The sequence below is a fragment of the Chryseobacterium sp. MEBOG06 genome (assembly GCF_021869765.1).
In the GTDB taxonomy this organism is placed as follows: Bacteria; Bacteroidota; Bacteroidia; order Flavobacteriales; family Weeksellaceae; genus Chryseobacterium.
Window position 1 is genome coordinate 3,295,162 of the sequence record NZ_CP084580.1, and the last position, 25,477, is coordinate 3,320,638.

The 25,477-nt window shown below is 37.4% G+C and carries 25 protein-coding genes; 12 read left to right on the plus strand and 13 right to left on the minus strand.

Going from position 1 to position 25,477, the window contains the following annotated elements:
- Positions 1 to 99: 99 nt before the first annotated feature.
- The 4 genes from LF887_RS15140 to LF887_RS15155 all read right to left on the minus strand — a co-directional run bounded on the left by LF887_RS15140 (position 100) and on the right by LF887_RS15155 (position 5,810).
- Positions 100 to 387 (minus strand): hypothetical protein, encoded by a 288-nt coding sequence (locus LF887_RS15140; protein ID WP_236855081.1) that lies wholly within the window; start codon positions 385 to 387, stop codon positions 100 to 102.
- 290 nt (positions 388 to 677) lie between these two features.
- The gene (locus tag LF887_RS15145; RefSeq protein WP_236855082.1) at positions 678 to 3,536 is read right to left on the minus strand and encodes a pyocin knob domain-containing protein; all 2,859 of its coding nucleotides are present in this window, start codon (positions 3,534 to 3,536) and stop codon (positions 678 to 680) included.
- Between the two features lies 1 nt (position 3,537).
- The gene (locus LF887_RS15150; RefSeq protein ID WP_236855083.1) at positions 3,538 to 4,956 is read right to left on the minus strand and encodes a hypothetical protein; all 1,419 of its coding nucleotides are present in this window, start codon (positions 4,954 to 4,956) and stop codon (positions 3,538 to 3,540) included.
- 2 nt (positions 4,957 to 4,958) lie between these two features.
- Entirely contained in the window at positions 4,959 to 5,810 is an 852-nt protein-coding gene (locus LF887_RS15155) for a hypothetical protein (RefSeq protein WP_236855084.1), read from the minus strand.
- 489 nt (positions 5,811 to 6,299) lie between these two features.
- On the opposite strand from LF887_RS15155, the gene LF887_RS15160 reads away from it, so the two are divergent.
- Positions 6,300 to 7,088, plus strand: coding sequence for a PhzF family phenazine biosynthesis protein (locus LF887_RS15160; RefSeq protein ID WP_236855085.1), 789 nt, complete (start codon positions 6,300 to 6,302; stop codon positions 7,086 to 7,088).
- 208 nt (positions 7,089 to 7,296) lie between these two features.
- Here the strand turns inward: LF887_RS15160 and LF887_RS15165 are convergent, their stop codons facing one another.
- Together LF887_RS15165 and LF887_RS15170 are read right to left on the minus strand one after the other, a co-directional pair.
- The gene (locus LF887_RS15165; protein ID WP_236855086.1) at positions 7,297 to 8,478 is read right to left on the minus strand and encodes an NUMOD4 domain-containing protein; all 1,182 of its coding nucleotides are present in this window, start codon (positions 8,476 to 8,478) and stop codon (positions 7,297 to 7,299) included.
- A gap of 165 nt (positions 8,479 to 8,643) precedes the next feature.
- Positions 8,644 to 9,168 (minus strand): hypothetical protein, encoded by a 525-nt coding sequence (locus LF887_RS15170; protein WP_236855087.1) that lies wholly within the window; start codon positions 9,166 to 9,168, stop codon positions 8,644 to 8,646.
- 155 nt (positions 9,169 to 9,323) lie between these two features.
- Between LF887_RS15170 and LF887_RS15175 the strand changes: the two genes are divergently transcribed.
- Complete coding sequence (locus tag LF887_RS15175; RefSeq protein WP_236855088.1) at positions 9,324 to 9,584, plus strand: hypothetical protein; 261 nt, start codon at positions 9,324 to 9,326, stop codon at positions 9,582 to 9,584.
- Positions 9,585 to 9,804: 220 nt separating this feature from the next.
- Positions 9,805 to 10,086 (plus strand): helix-turn-helix domain-containing protein, encoded by a 282-nt coding sequence (locus tag LF887_RS15180; RefSeq protein WP_236855089.1) that lies wholly within the window; start codon positions 9,805 to 9,807, stop codon positions 10,084 to 10,086.
- A gap of 240 nt (positions 10,087 to 10,326) precedes the next feature.
- On the opposite strand, the gene LF887_RS15185 is transcribed toward LF887_RS15180, so the two are convergent.
- A complete protein-coding gene (locus tag LF887_RS15185; protein WP_236855090.1) occupies positions 10,327 to 11,406 on the minus strand; it encodes a nucleotide-binding protein in 1,080 nt (359 codons plus the stop codon).
- Positions 11,407 to 11,951: 545 nt separating this feature from the next.
- On the opposite strand from LF887_RS15185, the gene LF887_RS15190 reads away from it, so the two are divergent.
- The 9 genes from LF887_RS15190 to LF887_RS15230 all read left to right on the plus strand — a co-directional run bounded on the left by LF887_RS15190 (position 11,952) and on the right by LF887_RS15230 (position 21,910).
- Entirely contained in the window at positions 11,952 to 13,835 is a 1,884-nt protein-coding gene (locus tag LF887_RS15190) for a type VI secretion system Vgr family protein (RefSeq protein WP_236855091.1), read from the plus strand.
- A gap of 90 nt (positions 13,836 to 13,925) precedes the next feature.
- Entirely contained in the window at positions 13,926 to 15,551 is a 1,626-nt protein-coding gene (locus LF887_RS15195; protein WP_236855092.1) for a PAAR-like protein, read from the plus strand.
- Positions 15,532 to 16,107, plus strand: coding sequence for a hypothetical protein (locus tag LF887_RS15200; RefSeq protein WP_236855093.1), 576 nt, complete (start codon positions 15,532 to 15,534; stop codon positions 16,105 to 16,107). Before LF887_RS15195 ends, LF887_RS15200 begins: the two co-directional genes overlap by 20 nt.
- A 17-nt stretch (positions 16,108 to 16,124) precedes the next feature.
- Entirely contained in the window at positions 16,125 to 17,792 is a 1,668-nt protein-coding gene (locus tag LF887_RS15205) for a hypothetical protein (protein ID WP_236855094.1), read from the plus strand.
- Positions 17,789 to 18,268 carry a hypothetical protein gene (locus tag LF887_RS15210; RefSeq protein ID WP_236855095.1) on the plus strand — a complete coding sequence of 160 codons (480 nt, stop codon included), beginning with the start codon at positions 17,789 to 17,791 and terminating at the stop codon, positions 18,266 to 18,268. The genes LF887_RS15205 and LF887_RS15210 overlap by 4 nt, the downstream gene beginning before the upstream one ends.
- A gap of 55 nt (positions 18,269 to 18,323) precedes the next feature.
- Positions 18,324 to 19,196, plus strand: coding sequence for a hypothetical protein (locus tag LF887_RS15215; RefSeq protein ID WP_236855096.1), 873 nt, complete (start codon positions 18,324 to 18,326; stop codon positions 19,194 to 19,196).
- A complete protein-coding gene (locus LF887_RS15220; RefSeq protein ID WP_236855097.1) occupies positions 19,183 to 19,326 on the plus strand; it encodes a hypothetical protein in 144 nt (47 codons plus the stop codon). Before LF887_RS15215 ends, LF887_RS15220 begins: the two co-directional genes overlap by 14 nt.
- A gap of 18 nt (positions 19,327 to 19,344) precedes the next feature.
- Positions 19,345 to 20,937: a hypothetical protein gene (locus LF887_RS15225; RefSeq protein ID WP_236855098.1), complete on the plus strand. Its 1,593-nt coding sequence runs from the start codon at positions 19,345 to 19,347 to the stop codon at positions 20,935 to 20,937.
- Complete coding sequence (locus LF887_RS15230; protein ID WP_236855099.1) at positions 20,930 to 21,910, plus strand: hypothetical protein; 981 nt, start codon at positions 20,930 to 20,932, stop codon at positions 21,908 to 21,910. The genes LF887_RS15225 and LF887_RS15230 overlap by 8 nt, the downstream gene beginning before the upstream one ends.
- A gap of 107 nt (positions 21,911 to 22,017) precedes the next feature.
- On the opposite strand, the gene LF887_RS15235 is transcribed toward LF887_RS15230, so the two are convergent.
- The 6 genes from LF887_RS15235 to LF887_RS15260 form a co-directional block, all read right to left on the minus strand.
- Entirely contained in the window at positions 22,018 to 22,377 is a 360-nt protein-coding gene (locus LF887_RS15235) for a hypothetical protein (protein ID WP_236855100.1), read from the minus strand.
- A 16-nt stretch (positions 22,378 to 22,393) separates the two neighbouring features.
- On the minus strand, positions 22,394 to 22,630 hold the full coding sequence (locus LF887_RS15240; RefSeq protein ID WP_236855101.1) for a hypothetical protein: 237 nt from the start codon (positions 22,628 to 22,630) through the stop codon (positions 22,394 to 22,396).
- Positions 22,627 to 23,337 carry a hypothetical protein gene (locus LF887_RS15245; RefSeq protein ID WP_236855102.1) on the minus strand — a complete coding sequence of 237 codons (711 nt, stop codon included), beginning with the start codon at positions 23,335 to 23,337 and terminating at the stop codon, positions 22,627 to 22,629. The genes LF887_RS15240 and LF887_RS15245 overlap by 4 nt, the downstream gene beginning before the upstream one ends.
- Positions 23,330 to 23,971: a hypothetical protein gene (locus LF887_RS15250; protein WP_236855103.1), complete on the minus strand. Its 642-nt coding sequence runs from the start codon at positions 23,969 to 23,971 to the stop codon at positions 23,330 to 23,332. The genes LF887_RS15245 and LF887_RS15250 overlap by 8 nt, the downstream gene beginning before the upstream one ends.
- A 419-nt stretch (positions 23,972 to 24,390) precedes the next feature.
- Positions 24,391 to 24,756, minus strand: coding sequence for a hypothetical protein (locus LF887_RS15255; RefSeq protein ID WP_236855104.1), 366 nt, complete (start codon positions 24,754 to 24,756; stop codon positions 24,391 to 24,393).
- Entirely contained in the window at positions 24,753 to 25,172 is a 420-nt protein-coding gene (locus tag LF887_RS15260; RefSeq protein WP_236855105.1) for a hypothetical protein, read from the minus strand. The genes LF887_RS15255 and LF887_RS15260 overlap by 4 nt, the downstream gene beginning before the upstream one ends.
- Between the last annotated feature and the right edge of the window lie 305 nt (positions 25,173 to 25,477).

Genomic DNA, 25,477 nt, shown 5'->3' on the forward strand with positions numbered 1-25,477 from the left:
AATATCGAAGAAATCCAGTAGCTCACTGGATTTCTTGTTTTGTATTTAATGAAAATAAACCTGTTTAAATTTTGTATGTAACTTTCAAGACCATTGTGGCTATTTCGTCCTTCTTACCACTTCTTTTACTCCTCCTTTTGTCAGAATTATAGAATGGTAAAGACCCGCACTGTCCGGAATGAATTCAACTGTTCTGTCATTATTATCCGCTCTAAAAAATTTGGTTTCAGATTCTGGGATAAGCTCCATGTCTGCATTGTTAAAATAAAGTTTACCGTCAATTTTCAATATGGTAATTGTATCATATTGACCAACATATTGATCGTATAGACCTGTGTTTATTTCAACTCTATGGTGCTTGTAAGGAAGTTCAACCTCTTTTCCCAATGCAATGGCGGAAAGTCCATAGCTTATGATATCAGAATTTAAGGCTGAAAAAGCGTTCTGTAATTCTCCTTTAACTTAAAAACGCTCAATACTCTTGTTTGATGTTCTTATATATTCTTCATCTATTTGATATTTTCATCGGTATAGGTGCCAATTTTATTATTACAACGCTCATGGTAATACAAAACCCACAATCAGAAGGCTTTCATCCTCTGACTGTGGGTTTTATTTTAAATTATGGTGAGAAGTTTTTTAATTTTTATATCCCGTAGAATACCTATTTTATTTTCTTACCAAATAAACATAGATTTCTGTTCCTGTTCTGCAATCACTCTTCGTGATTTTGTCACATACAATCTGAGAGAACAGTCCGGACTAATATTATACACCGTTTTGCCATATATTTTAACTTCCATCGTACCGCCGGATTTGTCAAAATTATAAATAACGATCTGCTGTTTTGGATAGATTTCCTTGAAATTCACCATCATTTTAATCTTTTCTCCAATAATATGGAGAAGCCTGTTTCTATCGTCTATATTAAGAGCCCCGGAAGAAGCGAACTCATATTCGTGTGGGTCTAATCTGACGGCATAATTATAAGAATCAGACTGATCATTAACAATTTCATCTTTCAGAGCAGCTGTTCTGCCATTAGGAATAAAAATGGTATCCGGACTTTCATCCTCTGATTTAAAGTTTTTACTGGCTTTTACGGAGCCTGCTACGGTTAACTTATCATCCTTATTAGCTTCCCTTCCCATTCCGAAGAGTTTACTCTCCCCATGGTAGTTGAGACCAGACCATGCATCATGCTCTGAACCATAACAGTAATATTCTTTTCTTTTTGCCGCTACAAGGGCACCCCATTTAAAGTCTATAACCCCGGATTCCCCTCCAAAATGACCATCTCCAATGGCTAAAGCTGATCCTGTATTAACTGAAAATTCAGAGTTGAGCTGTAACCCGTACTGCGCCATATAATTCCATTGCTGAATACTCCCTGCCGTAAAATCCTGAGCGGTCCAAACCTGTGCCCAATCTGACCAGCTGCCTCCAGCCATCGTCCTATGATAAGTCACATTGGGCGTGTTACCTGAACCAAATGAGGTTGCCTTTTGGGTAACCCAGGTACTATCATGGGTTTCAATGGTCACATACCACCAACCGGTATTGTTGATTGGTGCATTAGCTAATCCTGAACCTCTGTAAAAACCTGTTTTAAGGTAATTATTCAGATTCGAACCTGATATGATGACAGAGGTACCATTCGGTGTACTTAAAAAGTTTGTTTGCAGATAAGACTGTGTTGCTAACGCTACATACAATCCTGAATTATGATACATATACGGAAACGAATTTCCATCCGGAGTCGGTACATCTCCAGATGAGAAACCAACTGCCAAAGCATTTTCCTGACCATTAGCTTTTGTACTCAGCTGGTTTAGATTCACGGCATGAGTTCCTAAAGTTCCCGCCGGAATAACCGGGCTCCGCTGAAAAGTATTGGTATTTGTAAAAGTCTGAACGCCATTCAGTGCAGCATAATTACCTAACTGGTTATTTAAAGTAAACTGTGTTATATAATTAGCAGGATTAAAATTCCCTGAATGATAAACTTCCCTCCAATCTGACCAGCTTGCATTTCCTGAACCCGTAGGAGTTCCGCGGAATTTCATTCCCTTTCCGCTTCTGTCAATAGTAAGCTGCTGCCTGCCGTCAGAAGAGTTTAGGTTTAAAGTAGTTGTATAATTATATTCGGATGTCGGCACCTCCTGTCTGTAAATACCTGATTCTGAAACATCTTCTAAAACAACTCCATTTCTTAAATTCTTAAAAGGATTATAATTTCCTCCATGGAATATTACCCATGACTGAGACCCGTCTGCAGTTTCAATTCTGGGATCCAGTCCATTATTTCCTTTATTGATATGGACTCCCCCTCCAGCTTTTTTATAGATCTTACCTCCATCAAAGAAATTAACGCCAGAGTTATCCTGATTAAAATTAATATTTCTATCTAAGTAAACGCCATTAACATTAAAGTTATAAATGCTGCCTGCTCCTGCATAATTAAACTGAGTGTTAGTGGTACTCTGAAGTATCATATTGGGTAAAGATGAATTTCCCAGGTAAAGAATATTTCCCTGAGAACTGAGTATCTGACCTCCCGTTAAATTATCTGACCCCAATGATCCTATATTACCATTTAAAGTTCCATTCTGAGAATATCTGAGATAAGCTCCATTATTCTGGTTTCCCGGAACCCTTAAGAGAATTTGATCCCCAGTAGCTCCATCCCATGATGTGGACAATAATTTTTTCTGGGTATATGAATCCCCAACAGTAATTAAGTCAGATACAGCCCCATTAAAATGGATTGTTTCATTCTTCGCATAGAAAGCTTCTTTTATTCTGGAAAATACGGAGCTGTTTACTTCATAAATTTCAGCAAAAGCTAAATAGAATTCCAGTGCCGTATTGGGACCGCTAACATATACATGGCCTCCATTTCCAAAACCGGTTCCGGTTCCGCACATCACTGCTCTTACATAGGTTTCCCATTTCCCGGTCCCGGCTCTTGATGTTAACCAAGTGACTGAAGCATTGGCTCCCATGTAGTTTTCAGCATTATTAAATGAATATCCTACAGGAAGTTTGGCCATAAACTTCTGAATAAATACAGCATTCGTTCGTGCCATAAACCCTAATATAAATCCACCTAAACCAGGAGAGGCTCCACTACCATTGTAATTGAATCTCAGCTGCACTCCTGACCTATTCGGAAGATTAGAGGCCACTTCCCTGGTCATAGTTACAGTACCATTACCGGAGTTATTATAAACGGCTATATTATTGTTCCCATTTCTGAATTCCTCATCTCCATATAAAGGATAAGCTCCCTGTAATGCAAGATTAAGTAAAGAGATTGGCCCCATCTGCGGGTTGGCTACTGATGATCTGTCCCATCCGGAATATAGAGTATTTTGAATACCTATGGTTTTTGTAGAATCTATGGTTTGTTCTGAATTCTTATCAATATACTCTTTACCATCTAAGGAACCATCCGCCTTTAAAAAGTGGGCGGCTGTACCGCCCACTACTCTATAGCCTTTAGAAGTGCTATAATATGCATATTTTACATCCATTCTAAATATCTTTACGGGTTACTGTTATGGATACAGTGTTAGGCAAAGCAGAATCAAATTCAACATCTATTTTATTAGGATCGGTTAATTTTATCCTGCCTTCGATTTTGTAGAATGTCACTGTGTCATACATGGCAACATCTACATTTCTGGTTCCTAAATTGTGTGCCACACTCGCTGTTCCGGAAATAGCCGTAGTGTATGATTTTACGTTATTACTTCCGGCAATAACTCTACCTTTAGCATCAACTGTCACCTCATCATAAGTTCCGGCAGTCACGCCTGTTGCAGCTAATGTCAACGCTGAGGTAACATTTGCTGAACCGTCAAAAGTTGTGGTCCAAGCGGCATCACCTGTTGCAGAAATTGTTCTCGGTGTTGTCAGTTTTGCTGCTGATCCGGTTGTATTGATGGCTGCAGTCCCTGTAAGTAATGTCGCAGGAACAGCTGTAACAGGAATTGATACATTTGCCGAACCGTCAATGGTTTGTGCCGTTGCAGTAACTCCGGAAAGTGTAACCGTTCTAGGTGTAATCCACTTGGTAGCGGAAAGAACATTCTTCGCGGCATCTGCTGTATTATCAACATTACTTAAACCGACATGGGATTTGTTTAAAACGACAACACCCGTTAATCCATTGACGGAATCTACCGCTCCGGAAGTAATATAAACGAACGTTGTTCCCGTCCATCGGTACGTTTTGTTGGTATCAAGAGATACATAAATTTTACCCGTTTCTCCGGCGATGAGGTTGTTAAAAGCCGCTTCTTTGTAAAATTTTCCGTCAGCAGATTTATAATATCCCTCCAAAACATCATCCACGTAAGATGGCAACTGAGAGGCAGGGACCTGCCCGGCTGCATCCAGCGTAGCAATCCCATTCGCTGTCCCTTTTTGTGATAACGGGATATAGTTGGCCAGATCTGCTGAGGTAGGCACAGAGCCCAGATTCACCGTTATTCCGTTGGGCGTCTGAGTAACTCCCGTAACCACATTTCCTGTACCTGAAGTAGCAACGGGTAAAGAAAATGAAGTTCCTGTCAATGTCAACCCATTGCCCGCACTGTAGGTGGTATCTGTAGAGGCTAATGTGATGGTATTGCCGGCCTGGTTAATCACCATATTAGCCCCTGCTGCAAGGGTGACATCCCCGGACACCAAAGAACCGGATGCGCCACCTTTCAGGCGGGTAATGGTGTCTGACGTTGTAAATGATCTGTTTGCTGACAAATCATACGTCGTACCATTAATGGTCAGAGTTCGTGTTTTGGGTACATAATCCAAGGGATTTAAATTTCCATCATGCCAGAAAGAATTGATTGGCCTCGTGCTGCCGCCGGCAGTTAAAATATCATTGTCTGTTTTCCCTTCTATTTTATATCCAACAGAACTTCGGTAATAAGCGTATTTAATGTCCATAATTATATTTTTTTAATGGTTATTTGAATTATATTCGGAGGCAGTGAATCAAAAAGCACTTCAATCGTATTGGTATCTATTCTTCTCACCTTCAGAGGTATTGTAAATAGTGTCACGGTGTCATAAGCATCAATCACAAAACTTAGTGTATCAAGATCATGTTTTATCCTGCTGTCCCCCCTTACTCTCTCTTCATGCTTCATTTTTTCGGAACTGGCTGCATCTTCGATTTTTTTGATTTTATCATACACCAAATCATTAAACTGATTTTGATGAGTGACCGCGCCCCAGTTTGAATACATTTTAACAAGGTTGATCTTATCATCTGAGTTGCTTCCGATAACAGTTTCTTTAAGCAGTTCTATCTGCGCTCTGTTTTCTTTGATATAGTCTGCGATCTCCTGAAGTTCATCCAGGTTTACATCGTTAGAGGCCAGCATTCCGTCAATTTTTGCAATACGTTCAAGTAATTCATCATCTTTTGCCTGAAACCTATTTACAATTTCTCCGATTTGCTCTTTTGTATAGACATTTCCTGTCTCTTCACCCTCATCTATAGTAGCTGCAAATTTGATTTTTAATTTTTCTTTCCATTCGTTTACATTAGCGGCAGTAAGATTGGAGGCATTACGTTTTGCCAGCACCGAAATATGCGCGCTTTCATCTTCCAGATGATTTGTAAAAGTGGTGGCTGGCAGCGTTTTTTGAAAAGCTTCATTTAGCCCCATCACCTCATCCATTCTGATTTTTTCATCTAAATGACGGAATGAAGAAAAGGTCTCCTTAAACTGATATTCTGTGGGAATATCACCTTTTTCAAACCAGCTGAAAATTATATTTAATGGTGTACTCATTTTGATTATTGGAATTAGTTTTGACAAACTGATAATTCGGGAAATGCCTGTATGGGTTACAGCGGAATTCTATGCTTTTTTGAGTGATCTCTGACCTATCCGTACTTTATCATCTTATTCGTCAGTGAATTATTTACTTACAGTGTTCAAAATTCATTTTTTTTTTATTCTTATGAAAGTTTTTTGCCCCCTCTATTCTGTAGCTGCAGCAGACTCTTATATTCTTAAATCCAATTAAGACTGTATGATACGATGAAAGGACATTTCCAGTCCGGCTGTCCCCTGCCCCAACAGAGCCGGGCCATCTAAAAATTCGTTTTTAGATCATCCTGTGGGGACCGCTTTAGGAGATTTTATTCTTGCCTTTGACAACAAATGCTCAGTAATCAGTAAACAGAATGTTGAAAATGCGGTTACAACAAATGCTCTGAGTTATTAGAAAACACTGGTTTTTATTTATCTTTGCCGCTCACCTAAAATTTCTCAATCATGAAGTTAGAATTATATCAGATAGATGCATTTACAGAAGAGATTTTCCATGGAAATCCTGCATGTGTTGTTCCGTTAAAAAACTGGTTACCCGATGAGATTCTCTTAAAAATAGCCCGTGAAAATGCGGTAGCAGAAACAGCTTTTTTCATTGATAATGGCAGCACCATTCATCTGAGATGGTTTACCCCTGAAATAGAGATGGACCTATGCGGACATGCTACCCTTGCTACGGCTCATTGCCTGGCTTCCATCTTAAACTATAAGAACAGCAGGATCGTTTTTGAAACCAAAAGCGGTGAATTAACAGTAGAGGTAAAAGATGGATTCTACTATATGGATTTCCCGTCAAGAATGCCTGAAGCATCTACCCTTCCGGATAATATAGCCCAGTCTCTCAATATACAGCCTAAGGAAGTCTACAAATCCAGAGACTATGTTCTGGTATACGAGTCTGAAGAAGACCTCAAAAAAATCAAAATTGAAAGATCAGTTTTTGACCTTATCAATCTGGACCCCGGAGGCGTTGTTGTGACAGCACCAGGTTCTGACAGTGATTTTGTTTCGCGGTATTTTACACCGCAGTCCTCCATTCTTGAAGATCCTGTAACCGGCTCTTCGCACTGCTCACTCATTCCGTTCTGGTCATCAAGATCAGGAAAAGATAAGCTTTTTGCCCGCCAGCTTTCAGAAAGAGGCGGCCAGCTTTATTGCGAAAACAAAGATGAAAGAGTGATTGTGGCAGGTAAGGCCAGAACTTATTCTATGGGATATCTATGGATAGAATAACCTTGTTTTACACAGTCTGAAGACCATTTTATTTTACTTAGAAAAGCGGCAAATATCTACGATATTTGCCGCTTTTTTTTATAATTCTTTCCAATTTGCAGAAGTGTAATCCCAAAAGACTTTACTCCACTTTAGAAGCTTTATATATTCCCGCATAAGAAAGTGTACTTTAGATGAAAATAAAAGATTTTCAAAAACTTATGTCTTCTTATGCTTTATTATCCCTTCCCCTCTTAAGCACAGAATAAATAGGTTGTAATGATAGTTTTGATAGATCTATATTCCAGAACGGTTCATTCTGATTAACGACCACCAGGGTTCTGCTATGTAGATCAAACTCTTTTACAAAACAATAATAAAGCAACCGGGTAACTGTCACACTCTTATTTTTACCATTCTCCCGCAACAAGCAGTAAAAAAGATAAGTTGTATGACCGCTGGGCCCCATAATCTGGGAAAGAATGTGCTCTTTCAAAAATATTTTCCTTCCTATAGAGGTCCAGCCGCTTAGCCGTTTTATTCTTCCTTTATTGGAAATAGCAAAGCGGGCTTCAAAACCGGGGATTGGTTTCCAGTATTCGCCTGGGAGATCTTCGAGTGAAAGATTCATACAGGCAGGCGGATTACTTTCATCTATTGGAGGTTTGCCCAGCTTTTCCCAAAGAGATGTGTTAAGCCTTCTATCGGAGATCTTGGATTTTGTAATTACTATAAAATCCTCTTTCTTCGGAATGTAGCTTTGTAAAAACCACCGGAATCCTCCTGCTGTCAAAAATTCTTTATTGATAACATCCATTATACTTTCACATCCGATATCCAGGGCTTTTTTAGCAGCATACATACTTTCAAAATTACAGATCAGTTCACCTTCTACAGAGTATTGGCTTACAGGCTGCTGATAGATGACATCCCGGTTCCGGGCTCTGTTCTTTTGGTATATTTTAGCACTCCTCTCACGGGCAGAAATCTTCTCCAAATTACCACTATGAACGTGCAGTCCATTGTCATCCTTTGAGACGATGGCTATAGTACGGTCGCTCACATCAAATTTTTCAACAAAATGATAGTATACTAAACGGGCTACAGATTTACGGTATTTCTGACCATACAAAGAGAGCCCACAATGAACATTATAAATATTACTTTTCAGATAATTATTAAACTGTTTTACAAAAATCAGTTTCATGATCAATTCGGGTTCTATCTTTCCTGGTCTCCCGTTAGATATTAGAGTGAGACGCTCCAAACTTTTTACCCGGCCGTAGTTGGAAACTGCATAATTCTCAAAACCTTCAATTAACTTCCAGACCTCTTCCGGAAGATCTTTTAAGGAAGTATTATAAAGAACATCTTTCACATATTGGGTTTCTAATTCGATAGGTAGCTTCATGTGTCAAATAATTTTTTTCAATCTCTACTGGTATATATAATAGTATTTATCCGGTTCTTACTTTAATTACAGTAATATTCAATTAATCCGAAACTCATAGCACAATAATAGTCATTAATTTAATCTTTGCTTCTATTTTTCTTTTCAAATATTGAGTGGATCTATCTATCCCTTCCCTCTCCTTTGCAAAATAAGATGTGCAGCATCCAGCATTTTCGTCAGATGAATGTACGGACTGACGATATTGCTTTCCGGTATATTGCCGTAGGCTCCCAGTGAGAAATAAACCATGCCGGATATAAAATAGTCAAACTCTTTGATGCTGTATTCTTCGAATGCTTTTTTGAAGACGCGCAAAGGATTTTGGTATTCTTTCTCAGAAAGTAAACCGGGAAGCCAGGGAGAAACATTTTCTAAGGGAGTACTGGCATGCCTTTTCTTTTTCTTCAGCGTAATAAGATAGCCTGCACGGATAAACGACTGCATCGACTGGCGAAAATGAAAAATAGCAGAGGGATCATCTTTTAGCCATGTATTTCCTTTTACTGCACAGTTTGTAATGTTGTTCAGCTTCTCTTTAGAGGCAGCCAGCTCATTGAACTTAAAAAAATTCTCAAGAAGCTCTACTCCGGAATCTTTTTTAGGATCTTCCAAAAAATGGGCTTCAAAGTCTGTTCTTCTATTTTTCATGCGATAATTTTTTGTAATTAAGTAGTTATTTCTTTTCATCATTCATTGGTTGTTGTCATTGAACACAGCTCTTCCTGCACCATGAAGATTTCATAATACCGGCAGCTGAACGTTTATTTATTTGTTGTCTGTTACATTGCTTTAGCAGTTGTAAAATGGGAGGAAGCCTTTCCAATGCCGGACTTCCCACCCATACAAGACAAAAAATAAAAACTTATGATAAAATTTGTGTTTTTCAGAAAGCCCGAAGGCCGCAACGGATTGTACACCCCATTGTAACGCGTCATGATACTTTATGTGATAAAGCGGGCTTAGAAAAAGAGGATTGTAGAAAAGCTGAACAGCATGAAATAAAAACGGCATGGGACTCTACAATATCCGTCATTGAGGTACTGGTATACCTTGCACACAGATAAGAGAACCCACGCCTAGGTCGTGAGCTTCCTGCTTATCGTCTTGTGTGTCTAAAAATTACCAGTTTTCAATGACAAGATTCTAAGCAATAGCTTCTAATATTCTTTGAAGTATCGCAAAGCTACTTTATTGTAGCTTATTGTACAAATGTAATAAAAAAAACCAAAAAGGATACATATAAGTATCCTAAATTTTAACTTCAAACTTAGAATTTTACAGTTAATGAATGAAATCGAACTTAATAACTGTAAAAAAGCTCTTGGTTATAGAATTTCTGAACTGAGAAAGAAAGTTATAAATCCCGAGACGAATAAACCTATTTCACAAGAAGAACTGGGTTTAAGAACTGGGCATGCAAAGAAGACAATCGGAGAATTAGAAAGAGGAAATACAAATCCTCGCTATGACACCCTACTTATAATCAGCAAAGAACTCAATGTTACACTACAAGAGCTCTTTGATTTTGATATGAAAAAATACATTAAACTATCAAATAAATCCTGACGAAAGTTGGGATTTTTTTTTGTGATGAAACTTTTGAAATCTTTAAGAAATACCCGCTCTCCGAAGTCTCCTGACTTTGGAGCAAACTTAAAGGAAGTAATCCTCTTACTTACTAGCTCAAAGTCGGGAGACTTTGTGCAGCGGGAGGTGATCCTGCTAAAGTCTTCAAAACATAAACACAAAAAATATGGCCGGAATTTCTTCCGACCATAACTGCCAATTTAAGGGCTTTTTTTTATATTACATATACTCTTTTATTTTTTCGATTAGATTATTCATTAAAACGAAAACCTCTTTGGAATTTGGGAAATTTATCTGTTCAAAATTTAAATCAACAGTGTTTTCATTTTCTTTCAAAGCTCCTGCATTTGTCCTAGCATAGATAATATCCGGAAGCTCATTCATTCTATCAAAAACAGCCCTTGTCCACCCTTTAATATAAATAGGAATCATTTCCACTTCATCAGGCGCTGATACTGCTAGAACTTCCGCCTCCCAATGAAATAAATGAGAACATACTTCCTTTAAGCTTTCCACGCTTGCTTTTATTGCATGTGGATCTCCTGCAACTCCAGTTTCTCCAAAGGATTTGTATAACTCAATATTGTAGGTATTGGTGAAAATCTTCATTAACTGTAAAAAGTCTCGCAGCTTGTCGTTCATGAATCTACAATATTCTTTATAATCTAAAGTTCGAGATGTTTTATAATAAAGGTTATTTTGTAATTTTTCATAATCCTTTTGTAAATATTTAAGTCTTTCTCTAAGAAATTCAGCAGCTAATCTGAACTCCCAAGCAATTTTCTTTTCAACTAGAATATCTTTAATAATCTTAGATTCATTTTCAAATCCTTTTAGACTGTTATATTTAAAATCTTTCAGCTTTCTTCTTATTTGATTGCAAAACGGACCCAATGCTGCTAATATATTTTCATCATCTCTATCTGCATCATAAGTACCATAATTGATTCCTGCTAAATCACTGGGTAAATGGAAATCTTTTGTGTGTTTTGGCGCAACAAAGAAAACTTTGTCTTTTCCTAGTTTTCCGATAAAAAGTCCTAGTTCAAAAATAACATTATCTCTAACTATATTATAGTTTTTATCTCTAATGGTAGAAACGTCCTCTGGTTTAAATATGAATATAGCATAATCAAAGCTATCTAATGCTTTGATCAAATCTTCGAGAGCTGTATTTGATAATTCGAAAATACCTTGTGTCCAAACTGTGGGATTCGCTTCATGTTCCAATAGCTCTTGAATATTATGAGCTATTTCCAAAGATTCTACAGACGATCCAATAAATATTTTTGGTTTCATTAAATATGAGTTTCCACAAATATAACAAAAAGCCTTCTGAAAAAGAAAAAACTAAAGTGCTACTAAATACTTCCTAAAGCTTCCATTATGCGCTAAGGCCGGATCCTGCAAGATCTGATTTGTACCGCTACCACACCAATCCTTTCATATAGTTTTTAGTATTACTCCAGATGCGACTATCGTCACAGCTGCCCTCCACTATACCCTCAACCGGATTAAAACAAAATACCGCACACAGGAGAAAATACATTGCCCGCAAAATAGTAACCCTATTTGCGGGCTTTTTTTTGAGATCAGCAGGAAGCCTCACGATCAGAGAATACAAAAATCTTCCGGTAACTATATTAGAACGCTGTTCATCCGTAACTTTAATCAAACTTAACACAGTTTATTTTCATAACATCAGTCTGAAGTTATTCTGAACAGGATTTTTCCTCAATCGTAGTTTTACTACAATTTTTCAAATTTAATATAGTTTTCCATTTCATAATCTATTTTTTCTCTAACTTCGGTGACATAATACCAAAAAAAACGCACAAAATATTATGAAAAACACCTCAAATTCTGAGAAAGTTTCAGAAAACCACATTTCGGGTATCAACCGTGTGGTCAAGCTGGAAATAGTGGTTGAGGGCAAGGCTGTCAATCATTTTAAACACTTTCGTTTACAACAGAGTGCCAGAAAGCACCATGATTTCGAACTGGTATTGGCTCATGATTCTCTAGGCGAAGTACAAAACCACAACCTTGAGCAGGCCCAAAAGTTTTTAGGAAAGAGAATCACCATTGTTTTTAAATATAAAGATTACGAAAATGAAAGCCCCGAAAGAACATTTGTGGGCCTCATCACCAAAGTAGCCTTCAGCCAGGAAAAAATGAGCCTGGGAAATATTATCTTAAAAGGACAAAGCCCCACGATTCTGATGGATGCTGCCCCGCATACCCAGAGTTTCGGAGGAAACCAGCAGGTGAATACCAATATAATTGCCAACCGCATTATCCGGGAGACATTAGGAACAAGTAAATTTGATTTCAGAGTAGATACCCAAAACAAAAGCTACATCAGCTACAGCGCGCAATATAATGAAACCCATTACAATTATCTGACAAGGATTGCAGAAGCCTACGGAGAACAGTTTTATTATGATGGTGAAATCCTGCATTTCGGAAAACTTCCCGCTTCAGAAAAGCCTATCCAATTGGTGTATGGAAGCAATGTAACGGATGTACTTGTAGAGCTAAAAGCAGTTCATACCAAGCCGGAATATTTTGGCTACAACAGCAGCAACCATACTAAAATGACGGGAGCTGATGACCGTATACAGCATTTAGGAGAACTGTCTTCCAAAGCTTATGAACTGAATGATACTATTTTCACCACCAGATCATTAACTCCTACTCCTGTAAATGCCAATATGTTCTTGGATGTGGATGATTCCCAAAAAAGCGCAAGAGGAAGCAAAGCAGTAGAAGTTTTTACGGTGACAGGGCAAACAACTGTTCCGTTCCTCTATATTGGCTGTGTGGCAGATTTAGCGATGAGAAAGGCTGACAGCAGCGAAACCTCTCATTTTACAACCCTTATGATTACCGAGGTCACCCATGAAGTGAATGCAAGAGGATATTATACCGGAAGCTTTGAAGCCATAGCTGAAGGAACCGGATTTATGCCAAAACCCGATTTTGAAATGCCCAAAGCAGAACCACAGGTGGCTACCGTGATTTCCAATGTAGATCCGTTGAATCAGGGAAGAGTACAGGTTCGGTTTGACTGGCAGTTAAATGATACCACCCACTTTATCAGAATGATGAGCCCCGATGCAGGGGGAACAGAGGCCATCACCCAAAACAGAGGCTTTGTAGCTGTTCCAGAGATTGGCGATCAGGTAATGGTAGGATTTGAATACCACAATCCCGATTTTCCATTCGCCATGGGAGGAATGTTTCATGGGCAGGTAGGCCTGGGCGGAGGTGTGGACAATCATTTGAAATCTATACAGACCAGAAGCGGCATTAAGGTTTTAATGAATGATGCCGAAAAAAGTGTCACCATTAAAGACCCAAGCGGAAATACCTATTTTATGGATGGCCAGGGAAATATTCATGTTACCGCACCCAAGAATATGACCTTTACCGCTGGTGAAGATATGCAGATTTCTGTGGGTAGAAATATGACGACCAAGATTGGAAAAGACAGTATGATGCATATCGGAAATGACCATACCGAATCTATCACAAAAAGATACACTCAGACTTCTGAAAATAAAACAGTTACCGTAAAACAGGATCAAACCGAAAGTACAGGAAATACCTTTAAAAGCATTTCCGGAGAAGCAGATATACAAACTTCTAAAGGCGATCTGAAACTGAGAGGAACATCATTGGCTGTCTTCCAGGGAGGAAAAGACGTTAAAGTAAGTAAAGGCTAAATCTATTCAGGCGATGAAAGTAGATTTTCATTACTGCCTGCAATTATGATTTCCGCCTTAACCATTGAATCCAATCCAAAATAGCAACACATGGAAGATCAGAAGACTTCAGCACATGATCAAAAGCTTTCTGAAAAAAGAGCAGAACAACAGAAGAAATCCACCGAAGATTCTCCTTCAGAAAAGAGAGAAATGGTCATGCATGGAGCGAAGTTGAGCTGTCCTTATGCCCAGGCCCCCGGAGACCTGAAAGTAACGTCTAACGAAATCTACCTTCAGGATCAGCCATTTGCGACCATTGGTGATGGGAATAATATGGTTAACCTTCAGTTTAAAGGAACCTGTGGGCACCCGAAATGGCCTGCGAGAAACATGTCTCCCCCACCCTGCATGAGTGTGATCAAACTAAGTCCATGGGAAAATCCGGGTACCTCTACCATTCAGGAGCAAAAGGTTTTGGTAAAAGAATCTCATATCACCTGTGATCCTGAATTTAATTCGGCTTCTCCTTCTCCAATTCCGAAAGCTGATAGTATAAAAAGTGAAATTCAGAATACCGATGGCCCTAAAATTATTGATGCTTATTTTGTGAAATGGGTATCCGAAAAAGGCACTGACGCTAAAAAGAAAAATACCACAAAAGTAACAGCAGAAAAGATATCTGAACGAGGATTAAGTTATCAGGTTGCTGTGGTTGTAGAGACCGAAGGACTAGCAGGAAAGAAAGTAAAAGTTAAGATTAAAAGTGGTAAAAATAAGGTCTTAAGTGACGTAAATACTGAGGTAAGTCTTATCGATTTAAAAGAGGTAGAAAAAATTACCGATGCTTCAAAATATGCTGGAATAAAGGCAAAAAATGAATTTGAGGTAGAAGTTGATAATCTGGCTAATGATACCACCATAGAAAATGCAAGCCAATTCAAAAATAAAGCAGTACTCAAGCTAATGCTGAATCAGCGTGCTGATGATTTATCATTTAACCTGGCCAAGCTCATCGCTGCAAGTGCAGACAAAGAAGCATCCGTATATATTGAAGTTACTTCTGATGATCCCAAAATTCAATATCTTGGTAAAGAAGGAAGCGGGGGCTTAAAAAACACCTTCTTAAATGATGGTGGCAACTATTTTAAAATAAAATATCTTGAACAGCCATGGATTGTTAAAGCCCGTGAAGAACAGGAGCTTGGTATTTCAGAATCCACCCATTGTTCCAAGATTATAGATGAATATCATGCCGTTAACCGGCAGAATAAACCCAAAGCCTGTGCGGATACCGGTAATAGTTCCTGGTGTGCTTCATTTGTGGGCTGGTGTTTAAAAAATAGCGGCTATTCGGCCCAATTAGATCCGGGTGCCTATTCATATGGTGAAGAAAAAACCAGATACAGACAAGGATTTAAGAAAAATCCTACCGATAAAAAAGGACTGGAAAAAGAAGAATTTGATGATCCGGTATGGGGAAAACTGATAGCGGGCAATCAGCCTTACTTAGGTTCCATATGTGTTTTATCCAATAAACATCACGTAAGCATGGCTGTTGGAAAAAGCAGTGATGGTAAAACCATCTATTACCTGGGCGGAAATCAGGGAAACAAGGTTTGTGTAGGAGCTTTTGCCAATAGAAGCTCTGCCATGTATCCTATAGAATATACAAAAAAAACGGAAGATGAGGAATTACCTATTTATTATACAAAAAATGAAAAGCTTAGTTACTAGTCTGATATTACTTTTCTGCATATCTATTTACGGGCAAAAGCCTGTAGATGATAGTTTGAAGTTATATTATCAGGATTCGCTGATGGTTAATAAAAATTTTAAAGACGGGGCTGTCTCCAATAATCTTACCATAAAAGTCATTAATCCCTGTGACTCTGAAAAAAATAGATTTGACGGAGCTGTTACCCTTATCAGTGCTACTGTTAAAAATAAAAATTACACCGATAATGTAGTTTATAATTATCCTTATGCACAATCCGGCTTAATCAATCTAAAAGCAAAGAATATCTCTGATGTGACCATAGATAAACGTCAGGCTGTCTTCATCCCTTTTACCTATTGTGGAAACCAGGATAATGATACACAGGTCACGTATATTACGTTTTATAAACATAAAAAGTACCTGCATCATATCAAGTACTATTGTGGTGAAGACAATAAATGTAAAGTCAAAGATGACCTGAACGTTACTTTAAAAGATCTTCCTGCGCCGGTAAAAGCGAAAGTGATTCGGGACTTAGCGACTAAATATAAGAATCCAAATGATTTTTACTAACTGCAAAATACAATGCGATGAGTGAAATACAAGAACAAGACAATTATTCTGCAAACCCCAATCAAAAGACTTATGATATACCCCATCAGGTAGATCATGAGGTGAATGTGGTAAAAATATATTTTGCTAAACCAATTCCTAAGATGATCTGGGAAACAAAAGAAGATACCTATACTGTAAAAAGCGGAGGACTTGTATCTGATGTTAAAAAGAAATATGCAAAGAAAGGAAGAAGGAATTTACAGGCCGATAAAGAAGATTCTGTAAGATTAACAGCCAAAGAAGAGGTAAAAGTGACCTGGGAAGAAGAAGCACAGGCAAAAAAAGCTGATGGCAGTCCGGATTTTGATTTTGAAAGAATAAACAGCACTACCATTAAAAATAAAGTATGGGTGGTCGCAGAATGCCAGGGAAACAGCGGAAAACTCTCAGTGGAAATCTATGAAAATAAATTAAAAAATACAGAAAACGTATATGATGGTCCTGTAAAGTTTTTAGACGGTGGCACAGAAAAAAGCCAGATTGAATTCAGCATCAACGGAGCATTGGTATATAGTAAAGAAATAACTCTGCGCCCCAAAACTGATGAAGATTTAAAAAATTTAATAGAAAAATTTAATAAAAGAGACGAACTTAATGCTTTTCTATATTTCAAAGGTGAAGTAAAAGATACACAGGATGAAGTGAAATATCCGGATGACACCCATGAGTTTTTGAATAAAGACCATGATAGGTTTGAAATCAGATATTGTAATTGTGGAAAGAATTATGATATTACCTGTACAAGATATAGTGGAAAATACGGACCTGCCTACTGGGGATCTAAAAAACTTGAAAACTATGCTGATTGGGATACCTTAATTGAAAATAAAAAGATAACAGATGAAGAAAAAGCGATCTTAGTGGGAATGTCTGAAAATGAAGGTAAATTAGATTCTGTTCAATCTTATGACTGGGATCTTTCCGGAGAAAAAATGATATTAACTGCCGGGGCCATGCAAAAAACAGTAGATCACACTGGAAAAGGCGAATTTACCACACAGGTTGAAGAGTTTAAAACCCAATATCCTGAAAAATATGAAGAGCTGTTTGTATCGTGTGGCTGGACTGTAGACGCCGGCGTCTTGTATTATAAAGATCCTGCAAACCCTACAGCAGATAAAATGACAGGAAATACATTATCAGAGAAAATAAGAGAAAACTGCAAAGAATCTTTGTTTGGAAAAACGGTAGATTGCAAACCCCTGCAGCCTATAGTAAATGCTGTTATAGATAAATCGTTTCAGGAAAAACAAGTGTTGGATTTTATCAAAAGATTAAAAGAGGTAGTCCTTCCATTAGTTCCTGCCGGCTATTCATATAAACTGTCAGACTATTTACAGTCAAAACTGGGTAAAGCTACCGTACTGGATCATCACATTAACAGACCTGCACTTGTAAAAGATGACTTTGGAGCAGCACTAGGCCGGTTTTTCGCTAAAAAAGATGCTGATACAGCCAAAGAAAATAAAAACAGAAAAGAAGGTGAAAAATTAGAAAAACTATCAAGAAATCCTGGAGAATGGGGAGACAATCATCCTAAATATGAGCAGGAAATCCTTGATGATTATGGTAATCAAAGAAGAGGTACCGATATGGATAAACGGTATGAGAAAATGAAAAAAAATTCAAACTTGTCGTCATGAAAAAAATTACATCTATCCTGATGATTTTGATCATTTGTATTACATGTGGAAATACTTTTCCCCATCGAAATCATTATGTACAGAATAAAACGGTAAAAAAAGACACTCTCATTACTTTAAATGACACGTGGGCATTGTATTACGCTTCATATAACCGCGATATGAAATTATGGTACAATCTTCATATCATTAATAAAAAGAAACGTACAAAAGTGGGGAAAGGAACCGAATACAAAGGAACCGGAAGTGAGCTTTTTTCTTCCCTGTCTCCTAATTCAAAATATGTGGTAGTTGATGCCGTCATCAAGGATTATGTGCATGAAAGTGATAAAGACAGTACACTGCACGAAAATTATACGTGTGCTATTATAGATCTGAACAAAGCAAAAATAGTAAAACAAATGCAGCAGGACTGCGATGGATCATGGAACAAAAAAAGCCAATGGGTTTCCTCTGGTGGAAAAGTTGTTTTTTAAATAAAAGCAGTGGTTTAATCAGCAGTTACAAGTTGTAAAAAACAGGTGAAGAATTATGGAGCCAGTGTTTCCCATAGATATTAAATTAAACCTTCTCGAAGGAAAGAAGTTTTATCGCTATTCCTGTAATGAGTATACCACCACCAATGGGAAAACTCACAGAAGTGAGCTCAACAAAAATTTTCATGTTACGCTGAAGCTTTTAGAAACAGATAGATTCGAATATCATATTGAGATTTTTGACAGAGTTCACCGGGATAAGGAGCTGTCATTATCAGAAAAGGATTTTTTAGACAGAGTTGCAGAAATTAATAATGATGTAGTGCTTGTAACAGATGAATATGGCAAATTAAAAAATGTACAAGGATTGTCTGTTCTTCAGGATAAAACAGAAAAAATAATAGAAAGACTTTCCCGATCCTATGTAGGTAAGCAAGCCGGTGATTTTTATACATTTTTAAAAGATTTTTATCAAAAGGAAAATCTGATCTGCGCAGATTTTTTAAAGAACAATCATTTTGGAATGATCGTCCATAAATTTTATGGATGGTATGATGATCAAGAAGAACAGATAAAGCATAGTGTACGCTACCGTAATTTTATGAATAATACCGTCATGGATATAGACGAGCGTATACAAACAGAAGCTATGCGTAATGATGATGAATTATTGCTATTACAGTATACCGGAAATATCCCATCAGATAAAAACTGGGAAATGTTCTACGGAGAAATGAAAAGAAAGGAAATAACTTGTAACCGTGAAACCGATTTCCCGAAACTGGACAAATATAAGGGGCAGATGTTACTGGATTTCGTAACCAAAGAAGTGTTGGAACATAAACTTACCATAGAATTTTCTCTGGGCGAAAACTATCAAAAGACAATCATCTATCATATAAAAGAAGTAAGTCATGAAGAATTATAAAATAATAAGATGGATTGAAGAACTGCAGGAGCAGCGGGAGCAAAAATCTCAAGGCCTGGGCATTCCCTCATTAAAGGAAATTAAAATCGCGGATCATTCTCATCACGAAATATCAAAAATCCTGTATTAAAAAAATAAAAATCGTAACATGGCAACACGTATTACCATAACAGACTCCGGGCAGACACAAACCTTAAATGGTCCATTGGCTCCGGATACTCCCGATGACTCATTACAGCGCATCAGTGACGTTTATTTTGCCAAAAAAGTGACAGCAGACAATGGAACAAGAGTCAGTTTCACAAAAATTGATTCTGCCCATATACAGCGGGATCACGATAATATTGAAATTCCCTACGATTCTATATTAGGAAAGACGGTGTATCTGATCATTGAGACCAGCAATATGCAGACCTTGAGTATAGATGCTGTGATAAGACCGTCCGCCAATACGATGACCGAAAATACAGATACCTTGCAACTCATGCGTTTTGTATCTCCTAATCGATATGAAGCACAGGGGCTGCTGACCGTGCAGGTTGGGAATTTTGATGCTCTTAACAATAGAGATGGCAGCCATGCCCATTATACCAATTTACAGGCGGACCATATCAATAAAGCTATTATCAAGCTGCAGCTAAGGCCGGATGCAAGGGCTGCTTTTGATGACTGGACAAGAAGACTGGGAGATCGCACGATCAACCTGGAGGTGGCGGTAGAAAGAACAGACAACCAGCCATGTGCGTATGGAAATGGGCAGCAGGAAGTAAATGGGGCAGGTACGTTCTTAGATACAGATGCCGGAAGATTCAGGGTGGTCAATAGAAATATCTATACCATCCATCATGGCAGTAATACTTACAATACTTTAGCCGTAATCAGTACCAATCCGGAAAGAAGAAGAAGGATTCAGAAAGTCCGTAATACCCATTCTACGGAAGTTATCTTTTTTTATTACGACCAGAATGATAATGAACACAGGATCTGTGCCAGAACTAAAGAAAGTGTCACCAGAAAAAGAAGAGTGAATGCTATACCACCGCTGGCCCAAAGAGGGACTCTTTTGGATACCATAGATTTCACAGCGAACAGAGCTGCCGGAGAACAGATAGATGCTCATCAGTTACTGGTGTATTCCAACGGAACCCTCGGCGATGGTGCTACCGACAAGTGGTATACCAATCTTACAGAAAGTGTAGATTTGGTGAATATGGATATTATAGCGAATACCGGCGTAGGACCACAGATATTTGAAGCATTCAATTATAACCAGAATGGCGTTGTCATCCGGTATGGATTTCAGCATACCAGAAGAAGAAGCATTCAGCCGGATTTATTTGCCGGTTTCTTGGGTTCATTGGCACAGTTCAGACAGGAAGGACACAATCATTATATTGTTTCTCAGGGATTTTCTTATTCTGATGCCTCATGCTATCCCAGCGCAGAACATGTGAACGGAGAAGCGGGAGACCTGAATCTATTAACGACTCAGCAGAATGGTGTCAATACAATTCTTACCGCAGCCAATTTTGATTATGATAATGAGGTCATCCTTCGCAATATCCTTTTTGATTTTGGATTTGTGCTGGGCCGGTCAGAGGATTTTTCAAACACCTCAAATGCAAGTACGGCAGACAATACCAGTACAAGGTTACCTCATACCACCCATACCGCTACGCCAAGACACAATAATCACCTGCATATTCACGGTTTCACCCCAATATTAGATATCTATGCCTAAAATTAATATCGCTTGTTTTGCTATTCTGTTATTCCTTTTTTCCTGCTACAGTAAGGCTCAAACGGAAAACAAGGCAGCAAACACAAAAGAAACAGCTAATGGATCAGTTTTCTTTACTACGAATAAAGCGGACTGTATAACGCTGCCATTTGGATATTCGGAGATTTCAAAAAGATTAACCGTTGATTCTGTTCTGCCTGTTATACAGAATGAAAGTAAACTGAAAGAGCTCAATGCATTGCAGTTTGAAAAAGCAATAAAAAAAAATCTTATACTGCTTCCTGAAGAATACGATGTTTTTCTGCCATTCAGTAAGAACGTCAGTGAGAAGTATGACCTCATCAAAATAGCATCTCATCACCTTTGTTACAAAGACTATACACTCTATTTTATGGCAGTTTATAATACCGTTCGCTACGCGGACCCATTTATAGAAAAAATATATTTAGTTTCAACAAAGGAGGGTAAGCTTATTGATATGAAGAGAATTTATCTTAATCATCAGGGAGAAATGGGATATGCCAACTATACTTTGTTTAATATCGATAAAAATCATATCATTTCTCTACAGGATTATGAATTTACGGAAAGTCCTTTTACCTTAAAACCATTACAGAAATACCAGATTCTGTCCTCCGGAAAATTGGCAAGGTACTATGATCATGATGGCCCTTATAAAAATAATGAAGAACAGGGCGTGGTGAAAAACCACAGTAAAGAAGGAAAATGGACAGAATCCAAACCCAATGGATATCTGGATTTACAAAAATATCCGGAATTTACAGATCCTTATACTTATGTGGAAGCCGAGTATAAGAATGGCTTGCCTGACGGAACATGGAAATTTTATAAATTATTGCAGCAATATAATGAAGAAACAGGAGAACCTATATTAAGTACAAGGAAAAAAGGACCATTGATCTATACTGAAATGTATAAAGAAGGTGTGTTGGAAAAACGGGAATTTCATTGATGCAAGGGTGGGTGGCTTATAAAATATTTAACTAGAAATCTCTGATTGTCCTGCATCTTGTATCTTGTATCTTGTATCTTGTATCTTGTATCTTACTACCTTATGATCTATTTACTAAATAATAATGCGGTTCCCTCATCAGTTATTGTAATTACAAAATCTGCATGCTGTTCAGCCATTATTCTTATTGGTCTTATATCATTACTTCTGACATCATCAAGCAGTGCTTTCTTGGTTGAAAGGACAATCTTTCCCTTTACTGTTTTCCTCTTTCCCTTCACGGATACAAGGTCATGGATGACGTAATAATTGACTTGATTATTCAATCTAGTCTCTAAACAAACAGCAGGGTCTGGGAAAACAATGAAATTATTTGGACTTAAAAACGCTTCAGATTTCTGAAACACTGTTTCTGCATCTTCCAGCTCTGGTATTTCCTGATGCTTTAGGTTTAAAAATGAGTACATAAATATTTAATTTTTATTACCTCCATGAACTCATTTCATAGTTTGAAAAGTTCATTTTCATATCTTCTATCCTTTCCTCAAGGGCTTTACTGCCCATCTGCAGATAGGTTTCTTTCTCAGATTCGTTCAGGGTGTACATGACATCGAATCCCGGAGCCGGTTTACCAATGGGAACTGATACGGTAATATGGCTCCCCTCTTCATAGATATAATAGTGCCATTCTTTTTTTTCCAGTAGTTTCTTTTCTTTCATGATTTTGTATTGATCTGGTTGAATTTGTTTCTTCCAGCCTTATCATGGCAAATCCCTTCTAAAAACAACATATATCGTCCCGGCTGATATTCTCCACAGGAAAAAAGGCAGATCGTCTCATTTTTCTTCAGATAATAAATTTCCAGCCCTTCTTCAGAGGTATACTTTTCAACAAAAGTATTGATAAGGTTGAATTTGCTTTCTTTAATTACTGTGTTAAAACTCTTATCCCCTATTTCTTTTTTTAATTCTCTTAATGGATTGTCATAAAAATCACTGAATTTGAACTTTTGATTTCCAATTTCAAAAACTTCTTTTACACCTGCTGCTTCATCTCCATCAAATAATTTCTGCTTAATGATTTCAATGTTTTCCATCATAGCGGGATATAATGAGATTCCCCAAACGGCATCCTGCAGCCTATTAGCATACTCTGTATCGGCTTCCTCGCCAAGAAAATTCCTTACGACCATTACAGCCATTGGATATTTTTGATAAGCCTCCTCTTCCGTGTACACTGCATGATCTTCAATGACTGTTTTCTTTATATCCACCAATTGATTATAAAAAGAGATGTTCATTGGATCATTGGGAAATTGCTCATATTCTTCCTTTGCCTGTACTAAAGCTTTTTCAACGATTTCACGATAATATTTTTTCGTCAACCGGTCTTCTAAATCTGTGTACACTGGTCTGTTCTTATCCATTGAAACTTTTTTCTGCTTCTTCTATATTATAAGCAATCCGACTATCCTGACTGATCAAAGCTCTAAAAACATCCAGGTATTTTCTCCCTATATTTTTGTCATAATGAACCACAACGGGAAGCAGCTGGCTGGCCTGGTAATATCTTTTGTTTTCCAGGGCAGTCTGCATGGCCTGTTCTATTTCCTTTAAAAGTGGGCTGCAATCTTTCTGTAAAAGAAAGGTCTTCAGATTAGATTCAAAAAACCGTGTGCCGTACAGATCTAGAAATTGCCTGATATAAGGATATAACTCCTGTTCGCTTTTCCCGTTGAATGTTGAAATGTATAATGCATCAGTAATGATATCATACCCATTGTCTTCACCAAGGAGTCTGTGGGGTTCAAAATTGTCTTTTTCGTCCCATTTTTCGGCAACGAAACGATCAAGCAGCTCAAAGCCTTCCGGTACAGACCATGCGAGTAAAATAAGCATTGCCTGATACGCAATATAACGGTCTTCATGATGAAGAAGCCGTTTTAATTGTTCAACCCGTTCAAAATCTATTTTTTTAAGGAGCTGTACTTCATTCAAATCGTAGCCTTCGAAGCCCTCCTCATTGTAGTAGTAAAGGAGCTCATGGAGTTGGTTATTCATTTCATTAGTCTTTATAAGTGGTTTGAATAGTATCCGAAATATTCAATACCAGATTTTAAAAATACAAACTTTCTTTTTGATACGGAATTTCTTTACACTTTTACAGGTTTTGTCATTCTTTATACACAATGAGATTCATACAATTTGTTTTTTTCAACCATTTTAGATCATTAAAGAAGGCTAATATCTTCCTGCAAAGGTAAGTACGCTTTAGAGAAAAATCAGAGATTTTCAGAAACCTAAAATAGCTCAACTGCCTGAAAACGTTTATGGTTAAAGTAAAAACTCGCAACCATGTCTAGGCTCAAAGTCTTGGCACAGTTTAGTTTCCATTTCAAAAGAACCTAAATATTGTATAATTTAAAATACTGTTAAAAACACAAAATAAAAGAACTTTGACGTTTAATCCCGGTTTTGTATTATGCCATATAACGGATGTCTTCTGTAATCAATTCCACGTCCTTTGCTCTTATAATAAGGACCATTACACCAATAGCCAATATATATGTTTTTAGTTCTTTGCCATCTTCCAAACAAAAAAGAAATTCAAACATAGGATGGTCTTCCAACCCAAATTCTCTGAGCAATTTATCGGTCTTTAATTTCTGACTTACTTCTTCTACTCCCGTGAATAGAAAACCTGCCGCTACAGATTCTTCTTTTTCTTTATCATAAATGCAGGCTATGGTAAAGACTTTTTTTGATGAATGATAATATTCTATGGATTTATGCCTGTACATCACAGTACCTTCTGACAAAAAAGGGAATACCGGTATTGCTTTCATGATACTAAATTTTTGATTTTCTCCTGTTCTCTGAACATTTCTCTAAAGCCGTCATCTGCCTGATATCCTTCGGCCAGTATATTAAATTCAGTTTCTCCTATCTGAAATATATAATGCTTCAGCAATTTCCCATTAATCTCCATATATTCAGCTTCTTTCTCTTTATTTTTTTTCATGAATACACCAGCCCAGTTACCTGTTTCGTCAATTGCCAAATAATTTTTCGGTTCCTGAACAAGCCTGGTTTTCTGATACATTTCTGATAAACCATGAAAATAATAGGATTTTAAATGATGATCTACCCTGATTCTTATATCTACTAAATAAAACACAGGATCTTCATAATCATCTACAACCCTTATCCAATAGCTGTCCAATATTATTTCGTCAAATTCTTCGAGTATTTTCTTTTTCATTGGGTCAATAGTTTTTTATTTGTTCTATGGATGATTTTCACTCTATCGTCAATCCTCCTGACTTTGGTGATTATAATTTCAAGCAATAATAATAAAAATAAGAGTTGAAAAAATTTATTTTCTAAATTTACTTCTATTACAAAAATTCTTATTTTAATACAAAGGATCGTGTTTTTAAGGCTGGTTAAGCATTAGGATAAAACACATACTTCATCAAATGAATCAAAGACAGATTCTTTCTTTGCTTCCCAGAGTATGCATTATTAAATTAAAAACTTGGCGTCTGTAAAATTTCTATTCAGATG

Coding starts and splice junctions, on each gene's coding strand:
- LF887_RS15145 (WP_236855082.1), bottom strand. CDS start 3,536: ATGGATGTAAAATATGCATATTATAGCACTTCTAAAGGCTATAGAGTA.
- LF887_RS15150 (WP_236855083.1), bottom strand. CDS start 4,956: ATGGACATTAAATACGCTTATTACCGAAGTTCTGTTGGATATAAAATA.
- LF887_RS15155 (WP_236855084.1), bottom strand. CDS start 5,810: ATGAGTACACCATTAAATATAATTTTCAGCTGGTTTGAAAAAGGTGAT.
- LF887_RS15160 (WP_236855085.1), top strand. CDS start 6,300: ATGAAGTTAGAATTATATCAGATAGATGCATTTACAGAAGAGATTTTC.
- LF887_RS15165 (WP_236855086.1), bottom strand. CDS start 8,478: ATGAAGCTACCTATCGAATTAGAAACCCAATATGTGAAAGATGTTCTT.
- LF887_RS15170 (WP_236855087.1), bottom strand. CDS start 9,168: ATGAAAAATAGAAGAACAGACTTTGAAGCCCATTTTTTGGAAGATCCT.
- LF887_RS15175 (WP_236855088.1), top strand. CDS start 9,324: ATGGGAGGAAGCCTTTCCAATGCCGGACTTCCCACCCATACAAGACAA.
- LF887_RS15180 (WP_236855089.1), top strand. CDS start 9,805: ATGAATGAAATCGAACTTAATAACTGTAAAAAAGCTCTTGGTTATAGA.
- LF887_RS15185 (WP_236855090.1), bottom strand. CDS start 11,406: ATGAAACCAAAAATATTTATTGGATCGTCTGTAGAATCTTTGGAAATA.
- LF887_RS15190 (WP_236855091.1), top strand. CDS start 11,952: ATGAAAAACACCTCAAATTCTGAGAAAGTTTCAGAAAACCACATTTCG.
- LF887_RS15195 (WP_236855092.1), top strand. CDS start 13,926: ATGGAAGATCAGAAGACTTCAGCACATGATCAAAAGCTTTCTGAAAAA.
- LF887_RS15200 (WP_236855093.1), top strand. CDS start 15,532: ATGAAAAGCTTAGTTACTAGTCTGATATTACTTTTCTGCATATCTATT.
- LF887_RS15205 (WP_236855094.1), top strand. CDS start 16,125: ATGAGTGAAATACAAGAACAAGACAATTATTCTGCAAACCCCAATCAA.
- LF887_RS15210 (WP_236855095.1), top strand. CDS start 17,789: ATGAAAAAAATTACATCTATCCTGATGATTTTGATCATTTGTATTACA.
- LF887_RS15215 (WP_236855096.1), top strand. CDS start 18,324: ATGGAGCCAGTGTTTCCCATAGATATTAAATTAAACCTTCTCGAAGGA.
- LF887_RS15220 (WP_236855097.1), top strand. CDS start 19,183: ATGAAGAATTATAAAATAATAAGATGGATTGAAGAACTGCAGGAGCAG.
- LF887_RS15225 (WP_236855098.1), top strand. CDS start 19,345: ATGGCAACACGTATTACCATAACAGACTCCGGGCAGACACAAACCTTA.
- LF887_RS15230 (WP_236855099.1), top strand. CDS start 20,930: ATGCCTAAAATTAATATCGCTTGTTTTGCTATTCTGTTATTCCTTTTT.
- LF887_RS15235 (WP_236855100.1), bottom strand. CDS start 22,377: ATGTACTCATTTTTAAACCTAAAGCATCAGGAAATACCAGAGCTGGAA.
- LF887_RS15240 (WP_236855101.1), bottom strand. CDS start 22,630: ATGAAAGAAAAGAAACTACTGGAAAAAAAAGAATGGCACTATTATATC.
- LF887_RS15245 (WP_236855102.1), bottom strand. CDS start 23,337: ATGGATAAGAACAGACCAGTGTACACAGATTTAGAAGACCGGTTGACG.
- LF887_RS15250 (WP_236855103.1), bottom strand. CDS start 23,971: ATGAATAACCAACTCCATGAGCTCCTTTACTACTACAATGAGGAGGGC.
- LF887_RS15255 (WP_236855104.1), bottom strand. CDS start 24,756: ATGAAAGCAATACCGGTATTCCCTTTTTTGTCAGAAGGTACTGTGATG.
- LF887_RS15260 (WP_236855105.1), bottom strand. CDS start 25,172: ATGAAAAAGAAAATACTCGAAGAATTTGACGAAATAATATTGGACAGC.